General features: G+C 38.2%; 18 protein-coding genes. 10 read left to right on the top strand and 8 right to left on the bottom strand.

Features of this window, described 5'->3' with window-relative positions; genetic code table 11:
• Positions 1–80: 80 nt before the first annotated feature.
• Both FXX65_RS06980 and FXX65_RS06975 read right to left on the bottom strand, forming a co-directional pair.
• A complete protein-coding gene (locus FXX65_RS06980) occupies positions 81–2,387 on the bottom strand; it encodes a tetratricopeptide repeat protein (protein ID WP_147615670.1) in 2,307 nt (768 codons plus the stop codon).
• 64 nt (positions 2,388–2,451) lie between these two features.
• A complete protein-coding gene (locus tag FXX65_RS06975; RefSeq protein WP_246104349.1) occupies positions 2,452–3,951 on the bottom strand; it encodes a fibronectin type III domain-containing protein in 1,500 nt (499 codons plus the stop codon).
• 4 nt (positions 3,952–3,955) lie between these two features.
• Between FXX65_RS06975 and uvrC the strand changes: the two genes are divergently transcribed.
• Both uvrC and FXX65_RS06965 read left to right on the top strand, forming a co-directional pair.
• Positions 3,956–5,944: an excinuclease ABC subunit UvrC gene (gene uvrC / locus FXX65_RS06970; protein ID WP_147615668.1), complete on the top strand. Its 1,989-nt coding sequence runs from the start codon at positions 3,956–3,958 to the stop codon at positions 5,942–5,944.
• Between the two features lie 74 nt (positions 5,945–6,018).
• Positions 6,019–6,780 (top strand): class I SAM-dependent methyltransferase, encoded by a 762-nt coding sequence (locus FXX65_RS06965; protein WP_147615667.1) that lies wholly within the window; start codon positions 6,019–6,021, stop codon positions 6,778–6,780.
• A 143-nt stretch (positions 6,781–6,923) separates the two neighbouring features.
• On the opposite strand, the gene FXX65_RS06960 is transcribed toward FXX65_RS06965, so the two are convergent.
• Complete coding sequence (locus FXX65_RS06960) at positions 6,924–7,193, bottom strand: ACT domain-containing protein (protein ID WP_147615823.1); 270 nt, start codon at positions 7,191–7,193, stop codon at positions 6,924–6,926.
• Between the two features lie 102 nt (positions 7,194–7,295).
• Between FXX65_RS06960 and FXX65_RS06955 the strand changes: the two genes are divergently transcribed.
• The 6 genes from FXX65_RS06955 to pflB all read left to right on the top strand — a co-directional run bounded on the left by FXX65_RS06955 (position 7,296) and on the right by pflB (position 15,115).
• On the top strand, positions 7,296–8,039 hold the full coding sequence (locus FXX65_RS06955) for a rhomboid family intramembrane serine protease (RefSeq protein WP_147615666.1): 744 nt from the start codon (positions 7,296–7,298) through the stop codon (positions 8,037–8,039).
• 20 nt (positions 8,040–8,059) lie between these two features.
• Positions 8,060–8,665: a redox-sensing transcriptional repressor Rex gene (locus tag FXX65_RS06950; protein WP_147615665.1), complete on the top strand. Its 606-nt coding sequence runs from the start codon at positions 8,060–8,062 to the stop codon at positions 8,663–8,665.
• 211 nt (positions 8,666–8,876) lie between these two features.
• Positions 8,877–10,001, top strand: a complete 1,125-nt coding sequence (gene serC, locus FXX65_RS06945; protein WP_147613752.1) for a 3-phosphoserine/phosphohydroxythreonine transaminase — start codon at positions 8,877–8,879, stop codon at positions 9,999–10,001.
• 135 nt (positions 10,002–10,136) lie between these two features.
• Positions 10,137–11,318, top strand: coding sequence for a phosphoglycerate dehydrogenase (locus FXX65_RS06940; RefSeq protein WP_147613751.1), 1,182 nt, complete (start codon positions 10,137–10,139; stop codon positions 11,316–11,318).
• A gap of 430 nt (positions 11,319–11,748) precedes the next feature.
• A complete protein-coding gene (gene trxA / locus FXX65_RS06935; RefSeq protein WP_147615664.1) occupies positions 11,749–12,057 on the top strand; it encodes a thioredoxin in 309 nt (102 codons plus the stop codon).
• A 694-nt stretch (positions 12,058–12,751) separates the two neighbouring features.
• Complete coding sequence (pflB, locus tag FXX65_RS06930) at positions 12,752–15,115, top strand: formate C-acetyltransferase (protein ID WP_147613749.1); 2,364 nt, start codon at positions 12,752–12,754, stop codon at positions 15,113–15,115.
• 597 nt (positions 15,116–15,712) lie between these two features.
• Here pflB and FXX65_RS06925 read toward each other — a convergent pair.
• The 3 genes from FXX65_RS06925 to FXX65_RS06915 all read right to left on the bottom strand — a co-directional run bounded on the left by FXX65_RS06925 (position 15,713) and on the right by FXX65_RS06915 (position 18,021).
• Complete coding sequence (locus FXX65_RS06925) at positions 15,713–16,351, bottom strand: CDP-alcohol phosphatidyltransferase family protein (protein ID WP_147615663.1); 639 nt, start codon at positions 16,349–16,351, stop codon at positions 15,713–15,715.
• A gap of 51 nt (positions 16,352–16,402) precedes the next feature.
• A complete protein-coding gene (locus tag FXX65_RS06920) occupies positions 16,403–17,059 on the bottom strand; it encodes a hypothetical protein (RefSeq protein ID WP_147615662.1) in 657 nt (218 codons plus the stop codon).
• A 137-nt stretch (positions 17,060–17,196) separates the two neighbouring features.
• Complete coding sequence (locus FXX65_RS06915) at positions 17,197–18,021, bottom strand: cytidylate kinase-like family protein (RefSeq protein ID WP_147615661.1); 825 nt, start codon at positions 18,019–18,021, stop codon at positions 17,197–17,199.
• A gap of 138 nt (positions 18,022–18,159) precedes the next feature.
• On the opposite strand from FXX65_RS06915, the gene FXX65_RS06910 reads away from it, so the two are divergent.
• A complete protein-coding gene (locus tag FXX65_RS06910; RefSeq protein WP_147613745.1) occupies positions 18,160–18,726 on the top strand; it encodes an NUDIX hydrolase in 567 nt (188 codons plus the stop codon).
• Positions 18,727–18,803: 77 nt separating this feature from the next.
• Here the strand turns inward: FXX65_RS06910 and FXX65_RS06905 are convergent, their stop codons facing one another.
• Positions 18,804–19,499 carry a LysM peptidoglycan-binding domain-containing protein gene (locus FXX65_RS06905; protein ID WP_147615660.1) on the bottom strand — a complete coding sequence of 232 codons (696 nt, stop codon included), beginning with the start codon at positions 19,497–19,499 and terminating at the stop codon, positions 18,804–18,806.
• Positions 19,499–20,581 carry a hypothetical protein gene (locus tag FXX65_RS06900; protein WP_147615659.1) on the bottom strand — a complete coding sequence of 361 codons (1,083 nt, stop codon included), beginning with the start codon at positions 20,579–20,581 and terminating at the stop codon, positions 19,499–19,501. Before FXX65_RS06900 ends, FXX65_RS06905 begins: the two co-directional genes overlap by 1 nt.
• 169 nt (positions 20,582–20,750) lie before the next feature.
• On the opposite strand from FXX65_RS06900, the gene FXX65_RS06895 reads away from it, so the two are divergent.
• A complete protein-coding gene (locus tag FXX65_RS06895) occupies positions 20,751–20,978 on the top strand; it encodes a YdbC family protein (protein ID WP_147613742.1) in 228 nt (75 codons plus the stop codon).
• Positions 20,979–20,996 lie beyond the last annotated feature (18 nt).

Genomic DNA, 20,996 nt, shown 5'->3' with positions numbered 1-20,996 from the left:
GAAAAATAGCGATTTGATATTATAGACAAATTTCTGCCAAATGTGCCGATTTTACAAGATTTTTTAGAATTTTGTTTTTGCTAGCAGATGCGCGAAAGTTCTTCTTCTATTGCAAGTTTTAATTTTTCATCGGGAAGATATTTTGAAAGCGATTTTATCACGCATATTCCGTCCAAAAGAATATTTTCCTGAGTTTGAGGTTCTTGCATTTGTTCTTTTGTGGGTTCGTCATTTGCAAGTTGGTCTGCTTTTTTAAAAAGGCCTTTTTTGCCAGAAAGTTTAGAAATTATGTAATCCAATAAAATTCTATTTCTGCTGCTTTCAAATTCTTGTTTTTTGTTATCCGGAAGAAAAGCGAGAAGGTCTTTAAGTTTTAAAAATAGAGCAAGTTCTGAACTTTCTGCTTTGGGGTCTATATCGATAGCATTTTTGGGAACGACATCCGCAAAGTCTTCTGTTTCTACAGTTTCAATATTGTCGTTATTTTCATTCGGGAGAGAAAAAACATCTTCTATGTCTTCTGCATTTTCGTCATTCCAATCATTTTCGTTCGGAAAAGAAAAAATATCTTCACCGTCGTCTTCATCTTCATCATATTGATTGACATCATTCGAAAGCTCTTCCAAATCTTCTGTATCTGAATCTTCCTCGTTTTTTTCAATTTCATTGTTGGAACTTCCGTCTGCTTCTTCAAGAGCAGGCAACGCTTCGTTTTGCTCAATCTCATTTCCAACTTCATCTTCTGCCGCAGAGTTTTTATCGTCATCATTTGCTGAACTCGATTTTGGCTTTAGGTTTTCTGCAATTTTGGAAGCATCGCCTAAAAATTTGCGACTGGAATCTTCGATTTTTTCCGCATTTTCTAAAGTTTTAAGCGCAACTTCCAATTCTTTTTGTGCAAGGCTATTTGCATTGCCTTGAGGATTTATGTTGTTGTCGCTCGGATTGCTATTTTTTTTCTGATTTTCTTTTGAAGGATTTTTATCCACAGAATATGGAGATTTTTCATCTTTGTTATTAAAAGGCTCAAAACCGTCTGCCAATGGTTTTGCAACTCCATCCTTTTGCTCATCGCTTTCAAAAAGGCGGTCATCTTCAAAACCGTCAAATATTTCATTGGCAGTATCCGACTTTTCCCCACTATCCAAAGGAATTTCATCATTTTTTATGAGGCTATCCAAATTCTCTTTTTGATTTTCAAGCGATTTATCATCATTTGCAAGCAACAGTGGCTCAATAGAATCGTCTGCTAAATCGTCCATGCCCAAAGATTCAAAATCAAAATCGTCGTTCTCATCTTCAGTTGATTTTTCATCTTCAAGAGAATTCTCGTCGTTTGCAGGATTTTTACTTTCTTCGTCATCGCCCAGCAGTGAATTTTCATTCTCGTCTGTATTTTCGCCTGTAAAAGGAATTTGTTCTTCGTCTTTTTTTTGTTCGGCAGAATTTTCTCCCTCTTCAGTTATCTGTTCATCTTCCGAAGAAAATTCCTCCTCATCTAAAGGAATTTCTGTATTTACAGGATCTATATCATCGTCGTCGATTTTCTGCACGGAAGGAAACAGTGAAGGAATTTCATCTTTTTTATTTGCATTTTCTATGCTCAAAAGAGACTCTTTGTCCATGTATTTTTTTACATTTTCCAACGCTTCTTTTAAATTTGCATCTTCTGGATTTACGCTCAATGCACTGTGAACAAGCTCGTAGGCTTCGTTTGTTCGCTGCAAAGCAATCAAGAGCCTCGCGTAAGAATCAATCGCTTCCACCCAAAGAGGACGCGAACGCAGCGCTCCTGAATATGAAGAACAGGCTTTTTCGTACTCGCCCAACGCTTCGTAACTTTTTGCAATATTTAAAAGCAAAATGGGATGATTTGCATCTATGTTCAGTCCTTTTCTGTATGATTGAACGGCTTTTTCATGCTCGCCACGAGAGGCATATATTGCACCCAAATGATTGTACGCCAAAACATCGTTTGGATTCATCTCTATGGCATCTTCAAAACAATTTATCGCATTTTCAAGCTTGCCCATGTATTTATATGTAAACCCAAGATTGTATGAGATTTGAGGATTTTTGCCGTCCAAAGAGAGTGCCTGCTCTAAAACTTCAATAGATTTTTCGTACATTTTTAAACGGCGGTATATGCCACCCATCGTTATGAGCGCTTCACTTTTTCCGTCGCCTAACTTTGCTATTCTCTTAAAAACCTCAAGAGCTTTTTCGTCTTGCCCACTTTTCATATAGAGATTACCAAGTTGTCCTAAAAGAAAAACATTGTCTTTATCGTCTTTGAGAAGTTGTTTGTAAAGCCTTACCGCCATCGAAAAATCTCTGGCTAAAACCGTCGCCTGCGCCCTAGAAAGCAAAAGTTGATCTTGTGCCATACACCCTATCCTATATCAATTTATACCCAAAATTTACCGTTGTAAAATTTTTGTTTATTTTCACCTACCGCTTTGAAGGCCTAGCAAAAACTTCTTTTGAAAATTCGCCCCGTAAACGTTCGTCAAAACGCGAATACGAAACGATTGCAAAATAATAGATTTTATCGTTTTCAAGTCCTGTCAAAGTTAAAGATGTTGTGTTTCCTGCATTTATAGGAGATAAACCTTGTGTGGCAACTCTGCCCAAATATTCGCCTGGACGGTTTCCGTAGTAGACATAATATCCGCCTGCGCTGTCATCTACCGAATAATTCCAAGTTAAAGTTACACTTCTGTCGCCTGCTTGAGCATCTACATAAAAAGGTGGGAGCGGTAATTCGAGTTGAGTGTAAGTTAAAGTCAATTCTGTGATGGAAGGTGTTTTTAAACCGTTGCCGTCTGGGAAAAGTTCGCCTGCAATTTGAAAATACGAACCTGTTACGCCTTCAATTTTTTCTCCAATAGTAACTTCCTGCCACTTAGGTTCATCTTCCGTCCAACAGTAACAGTTATCGCCAGCGCGAACATAGAATTTTACATCAGTTTCTGAAGGAACACTCATGATTGAATCTATGCTTTTTAAAGTGGAAGTGCGCTCAAGAAAAAGTGGTTCGCTTACAAAACGACCGCCAGAAGTTTTAAAATGCGCGTTTCCATTTTCAAAAATATCCTCGCCGTTTTTTTCGTATGAACTTCTAACTATCCTTATGTGGTCTATGCGGCCTGTGTAGGCTGGACAAATTTCTAAAACTGAATGTGCGCCCAGGACTGGCATACAAACCGCACCGCCTTCGTGCCCTGTTGAAGTTATGTATTTTATGTCTTCTGTTTTTCCGTCGACTAAATATTCAAGGCATCCTGTTTCTTCGTCAAAACTTATAGTGTGCCTCTTCCACTCGCCTGGAACTACCGCATTATAGCCTTTTAAAATAACTTCGCTTTTCTTGTAAGAAGGAAACACATTCTTAAATTTCCATTCAAGTTTGTTATTATTGAAAACCGCCGTGATGTTCTGAAATTCTGAATAATTGGAATAATTCATAGAACTCCGCCACGAGTATATTTTTTCGCCATTTTCAGAAAGAGAAGGCGCAAGGTAGAATTCAACAATGAACGAGCTTGCAAGCCCTGCCGAACCAAAAACGGAATTTTTGTTGCCTTGCAAGGTTATCCCTTTAGAAACACCTCGGCTCAAAGCTGCTCCTTTACCCTTTATAGACTTGTCAGTTAAAACAAGGTGATTTTCGAGTATATCGTAGCGGCCTGTATCTTCCTTTATAACACCAGAATCAAAACTCAAAAGCAAATCTGTATTTTCGTCGATTCCAGCCATTTTACTTTCGAGTTGCAGACTTTCAAAACCAAACTGTCCCTTTCCTGTTGTAACTCCAGAAAACGATGAAATATTTTTCCAGCCATTTTGACCGCCCAAAATTATTGTTTTTTCCTGAGCATAGACAAAAAAAGTAGTTGAAAAACAGAGTGCAAAATATGCTAGAATACGAGCAAAAGAAAATTTCTTCATAAAAATGAATACGACCATCAATCCGGCTTATGAAAAACTTCACGAAACCGCACTAAAAGCGCCCTCCTCAAGCGGTGTATATCTTTGGCGGAACAACGAAGGAACCGTCATATATGTAGGCAAAGCCAAAAATCTAAAAAGCAGACTCTCATCCTACTTTTCAGGAGAACGCCACATCAAAGTGCAGATGCTGGTTTCCAATGCAAAATCAATCGAATACATAACAACGTCCAACGAATACGAAGCGTTTCTTTTGGAAAACAACCTCATAAAAAAATATGAACCTCGCTACAATATTCAACTAAAAGACGGAAAATCTTATCCATCGCTAAAAATAACGAACGAAGAATTTCCACGCTTTTACAAAACCCGCCTTTTAAAAAAAGACGGTTCAACTTATTTTGGGCCTTACCCAGACGCTGGCGCATTGGATACTTTCATAGAAGCTCTTTACAAGTTGTATCCAGTGCGCCATTGCAGAACCTTAAAAAAAAGAGCAAATCCCTGCATGTATTATCACATCGGACGGTGCAAAGCGCCCTGCTGTTCAAAAATCACCAGAGAGTCCTATACAGAATATATCGAAGAAATAAAGTCCTTACTTGAGGGAAAAGGCGATGAAACACTTGTAAAACTCAAGGCGCAGATGAAAGAAGCAGCCGCAAATCTGAATTTTGAAAAAGCGGCTAGGCTTAGAGATGGCATAAAGGCGCTTACGATAATGCAGAATCAGAATCTGGTAGAAGGATTCGACACCTTTGAAGACCGCGATTACATTGCACATTGGCGAGAAGGCGAACTGGTAAGTTTTACAGTTTTAAAAATTCGAGGCGGCAAGCTCTTAGGACGCGACAATTTTAGAGTAGAAAGCCTTGCAGAAGACGAAGAATTGCTCGAAGAATTTGCAGTTGCCTATTATGCAGACAAAAAAGATTTGCCACCTACAATTTACGTTACAGACGAAGACAATAAGGAATTTTTAAGCGAGTGGCTAAACCAAAACGATGAAAACAAAAAAACTCAGACGACGAAAATCATAAAGATAAGTGCGAAAGAAGACGACAAAAGGCTGACTCCAGAAAATCGCCGCCACGCTGCAACCTTAAACATGGCAAAAACAAATGCGCACGAAGACATAATAAGGCGGCTTAGAGAACGAGGCGACACTCCTGCACTTGAAGAATTAAAAACTTTGCTCGCTCTCCCAAATATTCCAAACAGAATTGAAGGCTTTGACATTGCGCACATCGGCGGAAAATTCCCGGTTGCGTCTTTAATAAGTTTTTGGAAAGGAAATCCCGACAAAAAAAATTACAGATATTTTAGGCTCAAAACAACAAATGGCATCATAGATGATTTTGCTTCAATGAAAGAAGCCGCAACCCGCCGTTATTCAAGGTTAAAGAATGAAGAAAAGGATTTTCCAGATTTGATTTTGATCGATGGAGGAATCGGTCAGGTAAATGCTGTGGATTCAATTTTAAAAGCACTAGATTTAGAAATTCCTATCGCGGGTCTTGCAAAGCGCGATGAAGAAATCTGGCGTCCACATTCATCAAAACCGATTTGCCTCCCGAAACGAAGCGATGCTTTACGGCTTTTACAACGAGTTAGAGATGAAACTCACCGCTTTGCAACAAGCAGAAATCAAAATCTGCGTACAAAAGAAAACACAAAGAGCATTTTTTTGGAACTTCCGCATGTTGCAGAAAAGAGAGAAAAAATTTTGCTCCAAAAATTTACAACTTTGGAAGAACTGGCAAAATCTTCTGCAAAAGAACTTTCTAAAATCCTGAACTTAAATGAAGGAAACGCAAACGAAATTTTAGAAAGCGCAAAACTCCTCGAAAATCAGCGCAGCAAACGAAAAGAAAGCGAAAAACTCGTCTTAGACACAAAACTAGAAAAAACGCAAGACAGCGAAGATAAAAATGCATCTTATGCAGCAAGGCTTGCTCTTGATGCCTTAGATTTAAAAGTTGCAGAAAATTAAGTCGCTTAACAAAGCTCCAATCTGTGCTACAATCTTATCAACAACAAAAAGTTATGAGGAGACGAAGCAGTTCAATGGCAAAAAAATCAAAGAAGCAGTGGTTTGAAGAAGAATCATTCTGGAACAATTACGGTCCTATAATGTTCGATGTACAACATTGGGCAGAAGCGCCAGCTGTCGCAGAAGATGTCTGCAAAATTGCAGGTCTAAAAAAAGGCAGTTCAATCCTAGATGCAGGTTGCGGTCCTGGAAGAATAAGTTTGGAACTTGCAAGGCTTGGAATGGATGTAACTGGTGTGGATTTGATTCAAAGCGAATTGGACGCAGCAAAAGAGAGCGCAGACGACGAGGAATTGAAAATTGAACTTATAAAAGCAGACTTACGAAACTTCGTTTCCGAAAAAAAATTCGATTGTGCAATAAATCTCTACACTTCTTTTGGCTACTGCGAAAGCATAGAAGAAGATGTAAAAATTCTTAAAAACATTTTTGACAGCATAAAAGACGGCGGCTGGTTCATCTTTGAATGCACAAGCAGAGAAACTGCAATCCTCTATTTTACGGAAGGCGAATGGTTCGACAGGGCAGGAAAAACAGTCTTAACAGAGTTTAAAGTTGAAGGTGCTTGGGAAGGTTTGCGCTCAAAATGGATTTTAATAGACAAGGAAACAGGACAGCGAATTGAGCACGAATTTGTACAGAGGCTTTATTCCGCTGTTGAATTAAAAAGAATTTTAAGCGGAATAGGTTTTACTTCTGTTGAAGTTTACGGCGATTTTGACTTTAGCCCCTACAATGAAAAAGCACGAACGATGGTAATTGTTGCAAAAAAATAAACAAAGACACGCCAGCGAAAATAATTTCGTTACACAAAATTCAACATTTCGACAAAACAACTTTGAAAACTACAAAAAAATCAAAAAATCTCTTTCACTAAATTTGCAAAAATCTCAAGAGCAAAAAAACTGTGTCGCAAAAATTAAATGCGATTCATCGAAGAAAAAACTTTTTCCGCCATCACATTTATTTCGACATTCATTTTAGAACTCGCTTCGTTTAAAACCGTGCGCAAACCGTCGACGGACAATTTTGCTCCTTCCATGCTGACCATCATCATCATTACAAAATTACCAGAAAGGATTGTCTGCGTTATATCTGCCACATTAACATCGTGTTCTGCAAGAATCGCACTGACTTTTGCTATTATTCCGACTTTGTCTTTTCCAACGACTGTTATAATTGCGTTCATAATTATGTATTTTAATGCAATATTCAATTTCAATTCAATCCTAATCGTCATTTTCAAAAGCCCCGTCTCAACTGCACTAAAATTTTATCCGATAATATCTCTATGAAAAAAGGTTTTAGACTTTCGTACAACGCGCCTGTAACGCTCACTTTTTCGATTTGTTGCATCTTCATCGTCGTATTAGACCAGTATCTTACTCATGGAAAAATCGTCCGCATGTTCTTTGCAGTTCCGGGAAACAAAAATTCGCATGTTCCTTTTGACTGGACAAACACCTTTTGCTATATAAAACTCTTTATCCATGTTTTTGGACACGCGGATATAAATCATCTTCTGGGGAATCTTTCTTTTATATTGTTGCTCGGACCTCTAATGGAAGAGCGATACGGTTCTTTACGACTCGCTTTTATGATGATTTTAACAGCTTTTATAACAGGTCTTATAAATGCTTTATTTTTAACCACTTTTTTGGCAGGTTCAAGCGGAATCGGCTTTATGCTGATTGTACTTGCTTCTTTGAGCACTTTAAAACAGCACACGATTCCGTTTTCTTTTATAATGATAATCGGCGTTTACATTGCAAGGGAACTGATTTCGCCATCTGAACAAAATGTTTCAACCATTGCACATATAATAGGCGGGCTTTGCGGTTCTGTATTTGCATTCGTTCATTCTTCAAAAGCAACAAAAAAAATCGAATCTAAAGAAAATTTAAGCGAACAGGAACGCGAAAATCGATTAAAAGAAATTGATGAAAATTCCCCAAGAAACAAAACTCAATCCAAGAAAAAAAATAAATCTTACTCAGAAGATGATGCAACCGTAATCGGAACGATAAAACTCTAAACAAACGCAAAATTGAAAACATGAAAGAAATATCAGAAAATTCAAAAAAAAGACTTTTAATTCTCTCGCGCCTTTTAAGCCAGCAAACTCAAACGAGGCTCACTTCGCTAAAAATCGCAGAACTCACAGGCTGGAGCGACACTACAATACGAAAAGACCTCTCGCTTTTGGGGCTACACTTTGGAGTGAGTAACGGCTACGATGTAAAATCTTTAAAACAAGGTATTGATTCTGCGCTAGGTTTTAACCTGCCTTTAATAAAGCAAAATGTCTGCATCGTAGGGCTTTCTGAAATTGGGCAGGCGCTGCTTAATCCGATTTTTTTTGAAAAAACTCCCTTTAGCCTTGTTGCAGGGTTCGATACGAATCAAAACCGCCTCGACCTGATAAAAACGAAAATTCCTCTGTTTCCAACTTTGGATTTAGAAACAAAAATTCGACAGTTAAACATAAACTTTGCTCTGCTTGCAGTTGCCGATGAAAAAGCACAGTTTATGGCAGAGCGCCTCGTAAACTATGGCATAAAAGCGATAATAAATTACACGAACACAGTTCTTTCTCTTCCAAAAAACATAAAACTTACAAACGCTTCGCCGAGTGCATTGCTTTCTAAAATTGCATTTTGAGTTTTGCCATTTATCTCTTTCAGACTTCCATTTTTAACTTTCATCATTTCATCTTTTTTCCCTTCAAATCTTCTTTAAATACATCTTTGTGATTTTTTTCACAATAAAACCGCAAAAATATGATTTTTCCTTGCCCTGCCCTGTCTAAATTCCCTATACTTGCAAAATAAAAATTCGGAACACTTACCGTTATCACTAGGAGTTAATTTATATGGAAAGAGTGTATAACTTTAGCGCAGGACCTTCATGCCTTCCAGAAGAAGTTTTAAAAGAATGTGCAGCAGAAATGCTCAATTACAAGGGAACAGGTCAGTCTGTTATGGAAATGAGCCACCGTTCAAATGCTTTTGAGCCTATAATTCAAGAAGCAGAAGCGATGGTTCGCAAACTGATGAATGTGCCTTCAAACTACAAAGTTCTTTTTTTACAGGGCGGTGGTTCAACTCAATTTGCAATGGTTGCACAGAATCTTGGAATAAAAAACAAAAAAGCCGCTTACATTGAAACTGGGGTTTGGGCAAAAAAAGCCGCTGCGGAAGCAAAAAAACTCGGAGTCGAAGTTGATATAATCGCTTCTTCAAAGGATAAAAACTATTCGTACATTCCGCGTGTAGAAAAAATCGAAGGCAACTACGACTACGCTTACATCTGTTTTAACAACACCATAATGGGAACTCATTACGAATATATTCCAGAAACAGGAAACATTCCTCTTGTAGCAGATATTTCTTCTTGTGTTCTTTCTGAACCACTCGATGTTTCAAAATTTGGGCTTGTTTTTGCAGGCGCACAAAAAAATCTTGCTCCAGCAGGAGTTACCCTTGTTATAATCCGCGAAGATTTAATACCAGAGCCAGAAAACTGCCTGCCAGGAACTCCAACAATGCTTTGCTACAAAACACATTCGGAAAATGAATCTATGTACAACACTCCTCCTTGCTACATAATCTACGTTTTAAACAAGGTTTTGCATTGGATAGAAAAAAATGGTGGCGCACAAGGAATGTTAAAATTGAACAAGGAAAAAGCAGACTATCTCTACAACTTTCTTGACACTTCCGACTTTTACCATGCGACAGCAGAAAAAGGCAGCCGCTCTCTTATGAACGTTCCGTTCCTTACAAAATACTCAAATGGAGCGCAAGACGAAGCATCTCTTGCAAAAGAAAAAGAAATAAATTCTAAATTTGTAAAACAGGCGGAAGCACAAGGTCTTATAAACTTAAAGGGACACAGATTGGTCGGCGGTATGCGTGCTTCCATTTATAACGCAATGACGATGGACGGTGTAAAGGCTTTAGTAGCCTTTATGAAGAAATTTGCAGAAGAAAACTAAAGACTGCGGGTTTTTAAGGGCGCACAGACAAGGCTTTGCCCTTAGGTGAAGGGGTAGGACGCAACGCAGTGCGGCCGCAGGGGAGCGCTCTCCCCTCCTCTAATTAAATTTTGATTTTTTATCAAGGAGAAAACAATGTTTAAAATTCAAACGCTAAATAAGATAAGTTCAGTTGGCTTAAACGACTTTCCTCGCGACAGTTACGAAGTTGCAACAGAAATAAATAACCCGGACGCAATTCTTGTCCGCTCTGCTGATATGCACGAAATGAGCCTTTCTGCAAATACAAAAGCAGTTTCAAGGGCAGGTGCTGGAACTAACAATATTCCATGCCAGGAATTAGCAGAAAAAGGAGTTGTTGTATTCAATACTCCAGGAGCAAATTCAAACGCGGTAAAAGAACTCGTTATCCTTTCTATTTTGCTTTCTAGCCGTCCAGTTGTGCAGGCAAACAGATGGGTAAACACAGAACTAAAAGGTAAAGGAGACGAAATTGCTGCCCTTGCAGAAAAGGGAAAATCAAATTTCGTAGGACCAGAAGTAAAAGGCAAAACTCTTGGCGTTATCGGGTTAGGCGCAATAGGTGCTCAGGTTGCAAACATCGCAATTGCACTTGGAATGAATGTAGTAGGATACGACCCCTTCCTTTCTGTAAAGGCCGCACTTTCGCTCGACCACAATGTAAAAATTTCTGAAACTTTGGACAGCCTCTACAAAAAAGCGGATTATATAACGGTTCACGTTCCGCAGACGGACGAAACCAAAGGAATGATAAATTCTTCTTCTATAAAACTGATGAAAAATGGAGTGCGCATTATAAACCTTGCACGCGGCGGACTTGTAAACAATGCAGATATGCTAAAAGCGTTGGAATCGGGCAAGGTTGCTTCTCATGTAACAGATTTTGCTGACGAAGAACTAATAAAGTGCGACAAAGTAATCTGTATGCCACATTTGGGCGCTTCAACTCCAGAAGCAGAAGACAACTGCGCAATAATGGCCGTAAAAGAATTGAGGGCATTTTTGGAAACAGGTGCAATCGTAAATTCTGTAAATTTCCCAAGAGCGACAATCGAGACTCCAATCCCAGAAAAAGGAACAAGGCTTTGCATAGCACATAAAAATGTGCCGGGAATGATAGCAAAATTTACGACAATCCTTGGCGATGCAAAACTCAATATTGCAGGAATAGTTGACCAGAGCCGTGGAGACATAGCTTATGCGCTTATCGATGTTGACGGAAAAGTCGAAGACGAAACTCTCACCGCATTGGAAAACTGTCAGGCGGTAATAAAAGTTCGTCCAATTTTTGCTTAAAATATTTTTATTAAGATTTAGAAGCAAGATTTTTTTCTGCGAGAACACTTTCTGCACGCAAGCGGAAGGTGTTTTTTTGTTTAACCGGTGTTTCAAGGTTTCGCTAGCGCTCCAGCCTCCTCGCTCGCTTTGGCTCGCTGCGGTGGCCGGCTTTGCCGCCTTTACACCCCGGGCTAAGTTTTTTCGATATGTTGTAAAGCAGTTCAAGTAAAAAAACGGCAATAAACTTTTATTAAAAATAAAAGTTCTACAAAACTTTAGTTGCAGATAAAAAAATACACATCTGCAAATTTAACCAAATTACTTCTCACATAACAGCTTTTTCATTTTCTTTTACATGATTTTATAACTATCTTATTAGCATACAGTAACTGCTGCGGAATACAGAAAATTTCCTTAGCGGTCTTGTAAAAAAATATGGAGGTAAACTATGGAAATAACTGTTACAAAAGATAACTTTGAAAATGAAGTACTAAAATCGGATTTGCCTGTTTTAGTAGACTTTTGGGCTTCTTGGTGTGGACCTTGCAAAATGCTTGGCCCTATCGTTGCACAGATTGCAGAAGAAAATCAGGGAGTTGTAAAAGTTGGCAAAGTAAACGTTGATGAACAGGAAGAACTTGCAAGCAAGTATGGAATCGTAAGCATTCCAACTGTAATCCTTTTTAAAGGTGGACAAGCGGTAAAAACTTCTGTTGGACTTGTTCCAAAAGAAACTCTTGTAGCAATGTTTAAATAAAATAAAGACACGAGCAAGTTAAAAGTCCGTGTTTTTTTAACTAAAAATCTTGCAAACCTTTATATCGCACTTGCAAGAAAAATAGACAAGTGCGGCAAGGATTGTAAGGGCTGGCGCAAGAGCGCCAGTTCGTAAGCAACTGCGTTTAGCAGTTGTGTCGAATGAGCCGCGCAAGACGGCGAACCCTGAAAAGCCTGTTTTTTTGCAAAACGAAGTGGAGCAAAAAAGCCGCCTAAAAAAGCAAGAATAAAAATTCTGTGCTTTTATAAACTGTCCTTAAATTACCCAATGGCTAGTTTTTTAAGGTTTTAACAACAAAAGCGACAAAGTTCTTTTGAAATTATATGGAGCTTTGGCAGAATTTTACCCAAAGTACACTAAATATTGTGTAAAAAGTTAAAATAATGCAAAAAAAACACTATTACTATTGCACATAAAAGTTTTTTGCATTATTATAAAGCCACTGAAACAGTCGTTAGTCGTAACAAACTAACGAAGTATATACAAAATTGCTTGCATAAATACGAGCCCTGTAAAAACTGCTGTTTTGGAAACACACTTAATTAAAGCCAGTTTTGGCAATCTCGTCATATCTGGCGTACCACACCTCTCATATTGTATATCCGTAGGTTAATTTCGGTGTATTCAAGCATCAATTTCAGGTCTCCTATTCGCAAAGCACAAGGAGATTTTTATGGCAGACGCTTGGAACGGTTTCAAAGGACGACTTTGGAAAGAAGAAGTTAACGTTAGAGACTTTATTCAAAACAATTATACGTCTTATGATGGAAACGAAAGCTTCCTAGAAGGACCAACAGAAGCAACAAACAAACTCTTTGCTAAGTTGCAGGAACTCCAAAAGGCAGAATACAACAGCAAGAGAACCGGTGAAGACGGAAAAGTAAGATCTGGTGTTCTTGATATGGATACTTCTGTTGTAACAGGTCTTACTGCTCATCCAGCAGGATATATTGACCCTTCTCTCAAAGATTTGGAAAAGGTTGTAGGTTTGCAGACAGACAAACCTCTTAAAAGAGCATTTATGCCATTTGGTGGAATAAAAATGGCAGAAGATTCGTGCAAACAGTACGGATACACTCCAGATCCAGAACTACATAAGATTTTTACAGTTTACCACAAAACACACTCAGACGCTGTATTTGATGTTTACACACCAGAGATTCGCAGAGTACGCAAATCGCACATCCTTACTGGATTGCCTGACACCTACGGACGCGGACGTATCGTAGGAGACTACCGCAGAGTTGCTCTTTACGGTATCGATGCTCTTGTAAAAGCAAAGATGGCAGATAAAGAAAACATCGGCGATGGAACCATGACAGAAGATGTAATCCGCCACAAAGAAGAAGTTGCAGAGCAGATTAAAGCACTCAAGGGTATGAAAGAAATGGCTGCTTTGTACGGCTTTGATATTTCTAATCCTGCAACAACAGCAAAAGAAGCTGTACAGTGGCTTTATTTTGGATACTTGGCTGCTATCAAAACTCAAAATGGTGCTGCAATGTCTATCGGACGTGTTTCAACATTCCTCGACATTTACATAAACCGCGACCTTGAAGCAGGACTCATCACAGAAAAAGAAGCACAAGAGTTAATTGACCATTTTGTAATGAAAGCACGCATGGTTCGCTTTGCTCGTATTGAAGCATACAACAATCTCTTTTCTGGAGATCCAATTTGGGCAACACTCGAAGTAGCAGGTCTTGGACAGGATGGTCGTTCATTGGTAACAAAGACAGACTTCCGCTTCCTCCATACTTTGGAAAACATGGGACCTGCTCCAGAACCAAACATGACAGTTTTGTACTCAAAGCGCTTGCCAGAAAATTTCCGACGCTATGCTGCAAAGATTTCTATCGACACTTCATCAATCCAGTACGAAAACGACGATGTAATGCGTCCAGTTTGGGGTGATGATTATTCAATTTGTTGCTGTGTATCTGCAACTCAGACAGGAAAAGAAATGCAGTTCTTTGGCGCTCGTGCAAACCTTGCAAAAGCACTTCTTTACGCAATTAACGGTGGTAAAGACGAACCAGACGGACTCGTACCTGGAGAGCAGATTGGGCCAGAATATTCACCTATAACAGCAGATGTTCTTGACGCTTCAAACTACGACGAAGTATTAAGAAAGTACAATGCAATGCTTGAATGGTTGGCAGGAATCTATGTTAACTCATTGAATGCTATCCACTATATGCACGACAAATATTACTATGAAGCAGCAGAACTTGCGCTTGAAGACACAAACATCAAACGCACATTTGCAACAGGAATTGCAGGATTTAGCCATGTTGTAGACTCGCTTTCTGCAATTAAATATGCAAAGGTTAAAGTTATTCGTGGCGACGTAGAAATAAAAGACAAAAAGACTGGTCAAGTAAAACAGGTTGTAAAAAACTTGGCAAAAGACTTTATCGTAGAAGGCGACTTCCCTCGCTATGGACAGGATGATGACAGAGCAGATGAAATCGCAGTAACTCTTCTTAAAAATTTCATGACAATGATAAGAAGACACAAAACTTACCGCGATGCAGAACCTACAACTTCAATCCTTACAATTACTTCAAACGTTGTATACGGAAAGGCTACAGGTGCTCTCCCAGACGGACGCAAAGCACATGAACCATTCTCACCAGGAGCAAACCCTTCTTACGGTGCAGAAACAAAGGGTCTTATCAAGTCTTTGAACTCTGTTGCAAAACTCCCTTACGAATATGCACTGGACGGTATTTCAAATACTCAGACAATCAACCCAAGTGCACTTGGTCACAATGAAAATGAACGCATTGAAAACCTTGTAACAGTTTTGGACGGATACTTTGACATAGGACCAGATTCTGGACACACTGGTGCTCATCACTTGAACGTAAACGTGTTTGGCGTTGAAAAACTCAAGGACTGTCAAGCTCATCCAGAAAAACCAGAATATGCAAACTTTACAGTTCGCGTTTCTGGATACGCAGTTCGCTTTATCAACCTTACAAAAGAACAGCAGGACGATGTAATTTCTCGTACTTGCCACGCTTCTATGTAATGTAAAAAGCGAAAGTTTACTAACACAATAAAAAACTGGCTATTCAAAGGATTAAAACTCCAGTCGGGTAGCCAGTTTTTTTATCGGCTTATAAAGTTTGCTCGCAAAAGTTTGAAAAAACATCCGTGTTTTTAGTTGACTGCCAGTTTTTTCAAAACTAGCAACATTGATTGCAGGTCGCACCTCCTGTGCGACAATGCGTAAGGGTCTACTTGTAGCCCCGCTACTCGCCTGCGAGCTTACAGCGTAAGGGATTGTTGTCAACTAAAACCATCCGTGTTTTTAGTTGACCGCCAGTTTTTTCAAAACTGGCAACATTGATTGCAGGTCGCACCTCCTGTGCGACAATGCGTAAGGGATTGGAGGGGCGGCGGAGCCGTCGACCGCAGGAGCAAAGCGACGAGGACGATGCAGCGATAGCGGAACCTCGGAAAGCCCGACCCTTTGCAAAAGCAAAGGGGTACGCCCTTTTTTGATTTTATAATGTCTATAAAAGAGATAAAAAAAACGCTCATATAAAATGAGCGCATTGAATAAAAATTAAAAATCAGGACAGATGAATTAAAAACTCGTCGATTTTTACATATCTTTGGAAATTTACATGTCCTTGAACACAGAACCGAAATTTTTAATGTAATCTATAAACGACGTATAACTTAAAACAAGGCAGATTACAAAAAGAGATTGAATAACGATTTTTGCTTGCGGATAAAAAGATTTTATATCAACACCAAAATTGCTGTTTACCAATTCCACAAGGCCAAGCCTTATAAATGATTCTGCTGTTAACATAAAAAATCCTGAAACAATGTAAAAGACTGTCTTAACTTTTCCGCCTTTTCTTGCAGCGATTGCAACGCCCTGCCTTATAGCAAGCATTCTTAAAAAATTTTGGGAAAATTCTCTATACATTATCAAGATAAAAACGATGAAAGGCATATAAGAGCCCATTTTTGAATCAAAAGAAGTCATTGCGCAGACAAAAACTGTAAGGTTGAGCATAACGTCTGCAAAAGGATCAAAAAGTTTTCCCAAATCGCTTACTTCGTTACACTTTCTAGCATAATGACCGTCCCAATAATCCGTAAGTTCAAAAATAACCAGTAATGGAATCATTATGCAGCCTGACACAAAAGCCAAAGTTTTACTATTGATCCAAATTGGCAGATTATATAAAACAAAAAACACTGGCGCAAAGACAAGTCGGGCAAAAGTAAACTTATTCGAAACTTTCATGATTGTAAATTATCTTAATTCAACCCTAAAAAGTCAAGGCAAGAGGTAAATCTAAAGGCTTTTAGAAAGGCCGCAATACAAAATTTCATCGCTTTCTTTAAAATTCAACTTGTAAACTGAAGGCAAATTTTCTTCATTAGGAAGCGGAACCAAAATGTATTTACGATTAGAAAAAATCCATTTGAAATATGTGTCAAAGTTTTTTTTGGCAAAGGAAAAGACTTTGATTGCTTTGTCTTCGCCTGCATTCAAATCCTTTCCTGAAAATACAGATTTTTCTCTTATATCGCTACCGTCATCGACATAATCGCTATCGACAACGCCAATTACAGAATACCAAAGGCGTGGAAGCGGAATTATCAATATTGAAGGCAAAGTATAAACCTCTACAACCAGACTCTTTTTTTGCGGACTATCGATAAAAAAATCAAACCCATCACAATTTACGCTCGATTGATTTACGGTAATCGGAATAAAATTCGGCATTGCGCCAAATCTTTTATATAGGTGACTTCCTGTAAAGACCGAAATCAAAATGTAAGATAGAACAGTTAATGGAAGAAATATTTTCCAAAATGAAGTGCACAAAAATCCACAGATTGCAGCAAAAATAAAAAAAGCAGGATTTTGTTCGATATAAGAAAGTTTTGCAGATATATCATCTATAAAAATAAAGCCGACTGTCGCAAAGGCAATTAAAACGCTCAAAAGTATACACAGCAGAAAAAAATACGATTTAAAAGATTTTCGCTTTATTAAAAAGTCTTTTAAAAAGCAAAATATTACACCAAAAATTCCTCCAAAAGTCAGAAAGAAAATAAAAAAAATTAAAGTGGCGAAAAATTTCATTGCTGATAAGCCTTAAAATCTTGAACAACATTTACCGCAGACTCAACTTTGTATTCTGGAAGTTCCGCCTGAGTAATCATCAACGCTCTTTCCACAATCGCAGAAGAATCCGCGACTCCGTGCAATGTTACCTTTCCGCCTCGAGCAGTTGCCCTTAAAAAATTGATATTTAAGCCGTATTCCAAAATGAGCATATTCACAATGCGTTGGCATATCAAAAGCTCTTCTATTCTAACCTTTGCAGATGCCTCTTTTTTTGCCGTTATTACAGAATTTACGGCAGCACAAATCATATCCGCAGCAGAATGAAAATCCAGCAATGTGGTGTTAAGTATCGCATGGTGCAACGATGGGTCGTCAATCTGAACATCAAAAAAACTCTTATAAAAACCTAATTTTTGTTTATCCGCAGCGGCAAGTCGTTTTTTAGCCTGTTTTTCATCGGCTTGCAAAAAATCCATCGCTCTTCTTATCCTGTCGTTTTCAGAAGCGATTATTCTAAACGAAAGATGGTTTTCAAGGTCGCTTAAAATTACAGAAGAACCACGCCCCACAATTACGCAATTATTTTTGCTCGCAGTTTCCAAAATTGCGGTTTGCAGATAATCAAGATATTCGTCCCGGTCTTTTGTAAGAGAAGCAAAAAATCCAGGAGTCTTTTCGTCATATTTGTGGAGTTTTTCAAAAGGGAAGCCTAATTCAACTATTTTCCTTTCTAAATCATCGCGACTAACATAGTCGTATCCAAGTTTTTCCGCGACGATCCTGCTGACTTCATCACCAAACGATGCTAATTGCCTTGAAAAAGTAACAATAGCCATGCAAAACTTCCTCCACCTAAACTAAAGACATTTAAATTTCATAAAAATTTTATATACTAATATTAAAGTGAAATCAAATCTAAGTCAAAAGCCAAAAAATTAAAACAGAAAGTCCCACCCACTTTTACGGAGGAATAAATGGAATCTCAATTTAGCGACAAAGATATGGAATGGAATGAAGAATCAAAAGAAATTCTATTAAAAACACCGATTGCCACGGTTTGCCAAACACTTTCAAAATCAAGCGAAGGTCTGGAGAATCGCTACATAACAATAGACTCAAGGGATTGGGTGATTGTACTTCCTGTCAAAGATGAAAATTTCATAATGGTAAAGCAGTGGCGACATGGAGAAAAATGTTTAACTGTGGAATTCCCTGGTGGAGTTGTAGAAGATGGAGAATCTCCAGCAGAAAGTGCAAGACGAGAATTAAAAGAAGAAACGGGGTGCGAATCTAAAAAACTAGTTTACCTTGGAAAGATGAATCCAAATCCTGCATTTATGGCAAACCACGTTCATTTTTTTGCGGCCTTTGATTTGCAAGAAACAGGGGTACAAAATTTAGACAAAGATGAATTCTTAAATTATTTTTCTATGAAAAAAGGCGATGTTTATAAAGAAATTGGTTCGCTACAGATGTCGCACGCTTTGATGGCAACTGCACTTTTACTTTATAAACAAGCGGAAGATTTTAATAAATTTTAAAAGAAAAAAAGGATAAAAAAAAAGCCAGTTTTCAAAAAATTATGAAAACCAGCTTTTTATAAAACTAATCATAAAGATTATTTATTTGCAGAATATCCATCGTATTTTTTAGCCGGTGAATAAACTCCTTCGCGATATTCGCCTGTCAAACTTGGAATTTCCATCTTCATTCCTGGAAGAATCAAGTTAGGGTCATCCTGTTTTGGCATATTCGATTTGTTTGCCTGATAGAGATTTTCCCAAAGCAACGGATTGTTGTAAACATAAGAACGACCAGAAATATTCCAGTAGCAGTCTTTTGTTTCTGCCCAAGGGCGAACGATGTAAAACTTTGGAAGTGGAGTGATTTCCTTTATATCTGCAAGTGCAGACAAAACCTGATTCGCATACGCAACAGCGGTTGTAAAATCTTCTGATTTATATGCGTCTTCTGCACTGGCATAAGATTTTTGAGCCGCAGAGAATGCCATTGGAAAGTTTCTGTCAGCATTGATAGATTTTGCATAATCAAGGCGCTTTGATGCCGCTTTCATTGAAGAATCTGCGTCCGACTTTAAAAGCATCTTCTTTATATATGCTTCTGAAAGAGCCGCATTTTCTGCCGCCTTATTTGCATAGTCTTCTGCAAGCATATAATCGCCAGCGTCAAGTGCAACCTGCGCTTTTTTTGTATACTCGTTAGCAAGCTTCTGATAAGTGTTATTTTTATAACTTACAGCAAACAAAACAGAAGCCGAAACAATAGAAATTACGATAAGAATGAGTTTTTTCATTATTTTGCCTCCGATGTTGCATCTTTTATCTGAGTTGCAGCATTGTTCTTAACAGAATCAGCCTTTTCTTCAGCAGAAATAGCAGTTTCAGCAACTTTTTCTGCAGTCTTGGCTGTAACTCCGCCTTCAACATCTATAACTGCTTTTTCAGGATTTTCAAATTTGTCTTCTTCCAAAAGAACAGCGTCTTCTTTTTCAATTCCTGCAACTTCACCAGAAAGTGGAGCGATAGAATCCGCCTCTACTGCATAATTTTCCGCATTAGAAACTCTCTGTTTTGCTGCATCAATCAAAGCCTGCGCAGCCATCCTTTTTTCTTGAATTGTTTCAAAAAGAGAAACGAATACTTCTTTAGAACTTCTATATCCTTTAAAAGCACCTTCTATATCGCCTGTAACATATGAAGAATCTGCTTTTTTAAACGTTTCTGCGGCCTTTAAATATTCATCTTTCTTTGCAACACCTGCTTTTACACTGTCTGCCTTTCTCTTTGCTTCAAGAGAAGCCTGCCTTTCGCGAGCGGCATTAGCTTTGAGACCTTTATTTACAACATCGTTATAAGCATTTAGAGCTTCGTTTGCTTTTGCAAGTAAAGCGTCTCCAGAAGCAGAAGTTCCCAATGCAAGATATTCGGCAAGTGCTTTTTCTCCAGCCTCGTAAGAAGCCTTATCTTCGCCAGAAAGAGAAAGTGTGTCGGCTTTTTCTTTTAGAACACGAGCCTGACTTGCCGCAGACAAAGATTTATAGCGAGAAGTCAAATCCTTAATCTTTTCAGAATGATCTACGCTAGGCGATGATTCTAAATCATTTTTTACGGTTGAATAGATTGACTCGGTTGCTTCAAATCCTTCTGCATAATACTTTTTTGCACCAGAAGCGATTGCATCCTGTCGTGCAGCTTCTGTCAAAGCCCACAAAGATTGGTTTGCAGCCGAATAGTCAACAGTCTGTGCAACCTCTTCTTTTACATCTGTAACAACATCCTGTGTTTCCGTCTGAGGTTCTTCTTTAGGAGTTGATTTACAGGAAATAATAAAAAAAACTGCCATTGCACACAAAAGTGCAGAAATTATTTTTTTCACGTTATCCCCCATTTTTAATGGATTTATATATAATGATTATAATTAAGAAAATAGCATAGAGCAACTGGCAAAAAACAAAAATAGGATTTTTAATGATTCCTTTAAATTTCAAGGTTATAATATCTTCAATTACTCCACATAAAATAAATAGAAAATAGGAGAAAATTTTATGGCAGATGATTTTTCTTATGAAATTACCGAAAAATTAGGTGTTTTTTCAACCTCGAAGTCTGGCTGGACTACGGAATTGAATAAAGTCAGCTGGGGTGGAAGACCTGAAAAATACGATATAAGGCCTTGGGCTCCAGATCACCAAAAAATGGGGAAAGGAATTTCTTTAACTGCTCAGGAAGTAATCGCTTTAAAAGAACTCCTAAACAAAATCGAAATAAAATGATTTATCCTGTTTTTTAGG

The sequence above is a fragment of the Treponema pectinovorum genome, assembly GCF_900497595.1.
GTDB classification, from domain to species: domain Bacteria; phylum Spirochaetota; class Spirochaetia; order Treponematales; family Treponemataceae; genus Treponema_D; species Treponema_D pectinovorum.
Note: the sequence above shows the minus strand (reverse complement) of the source record. Positions and strands in the feature narration are given on the sequence as shown.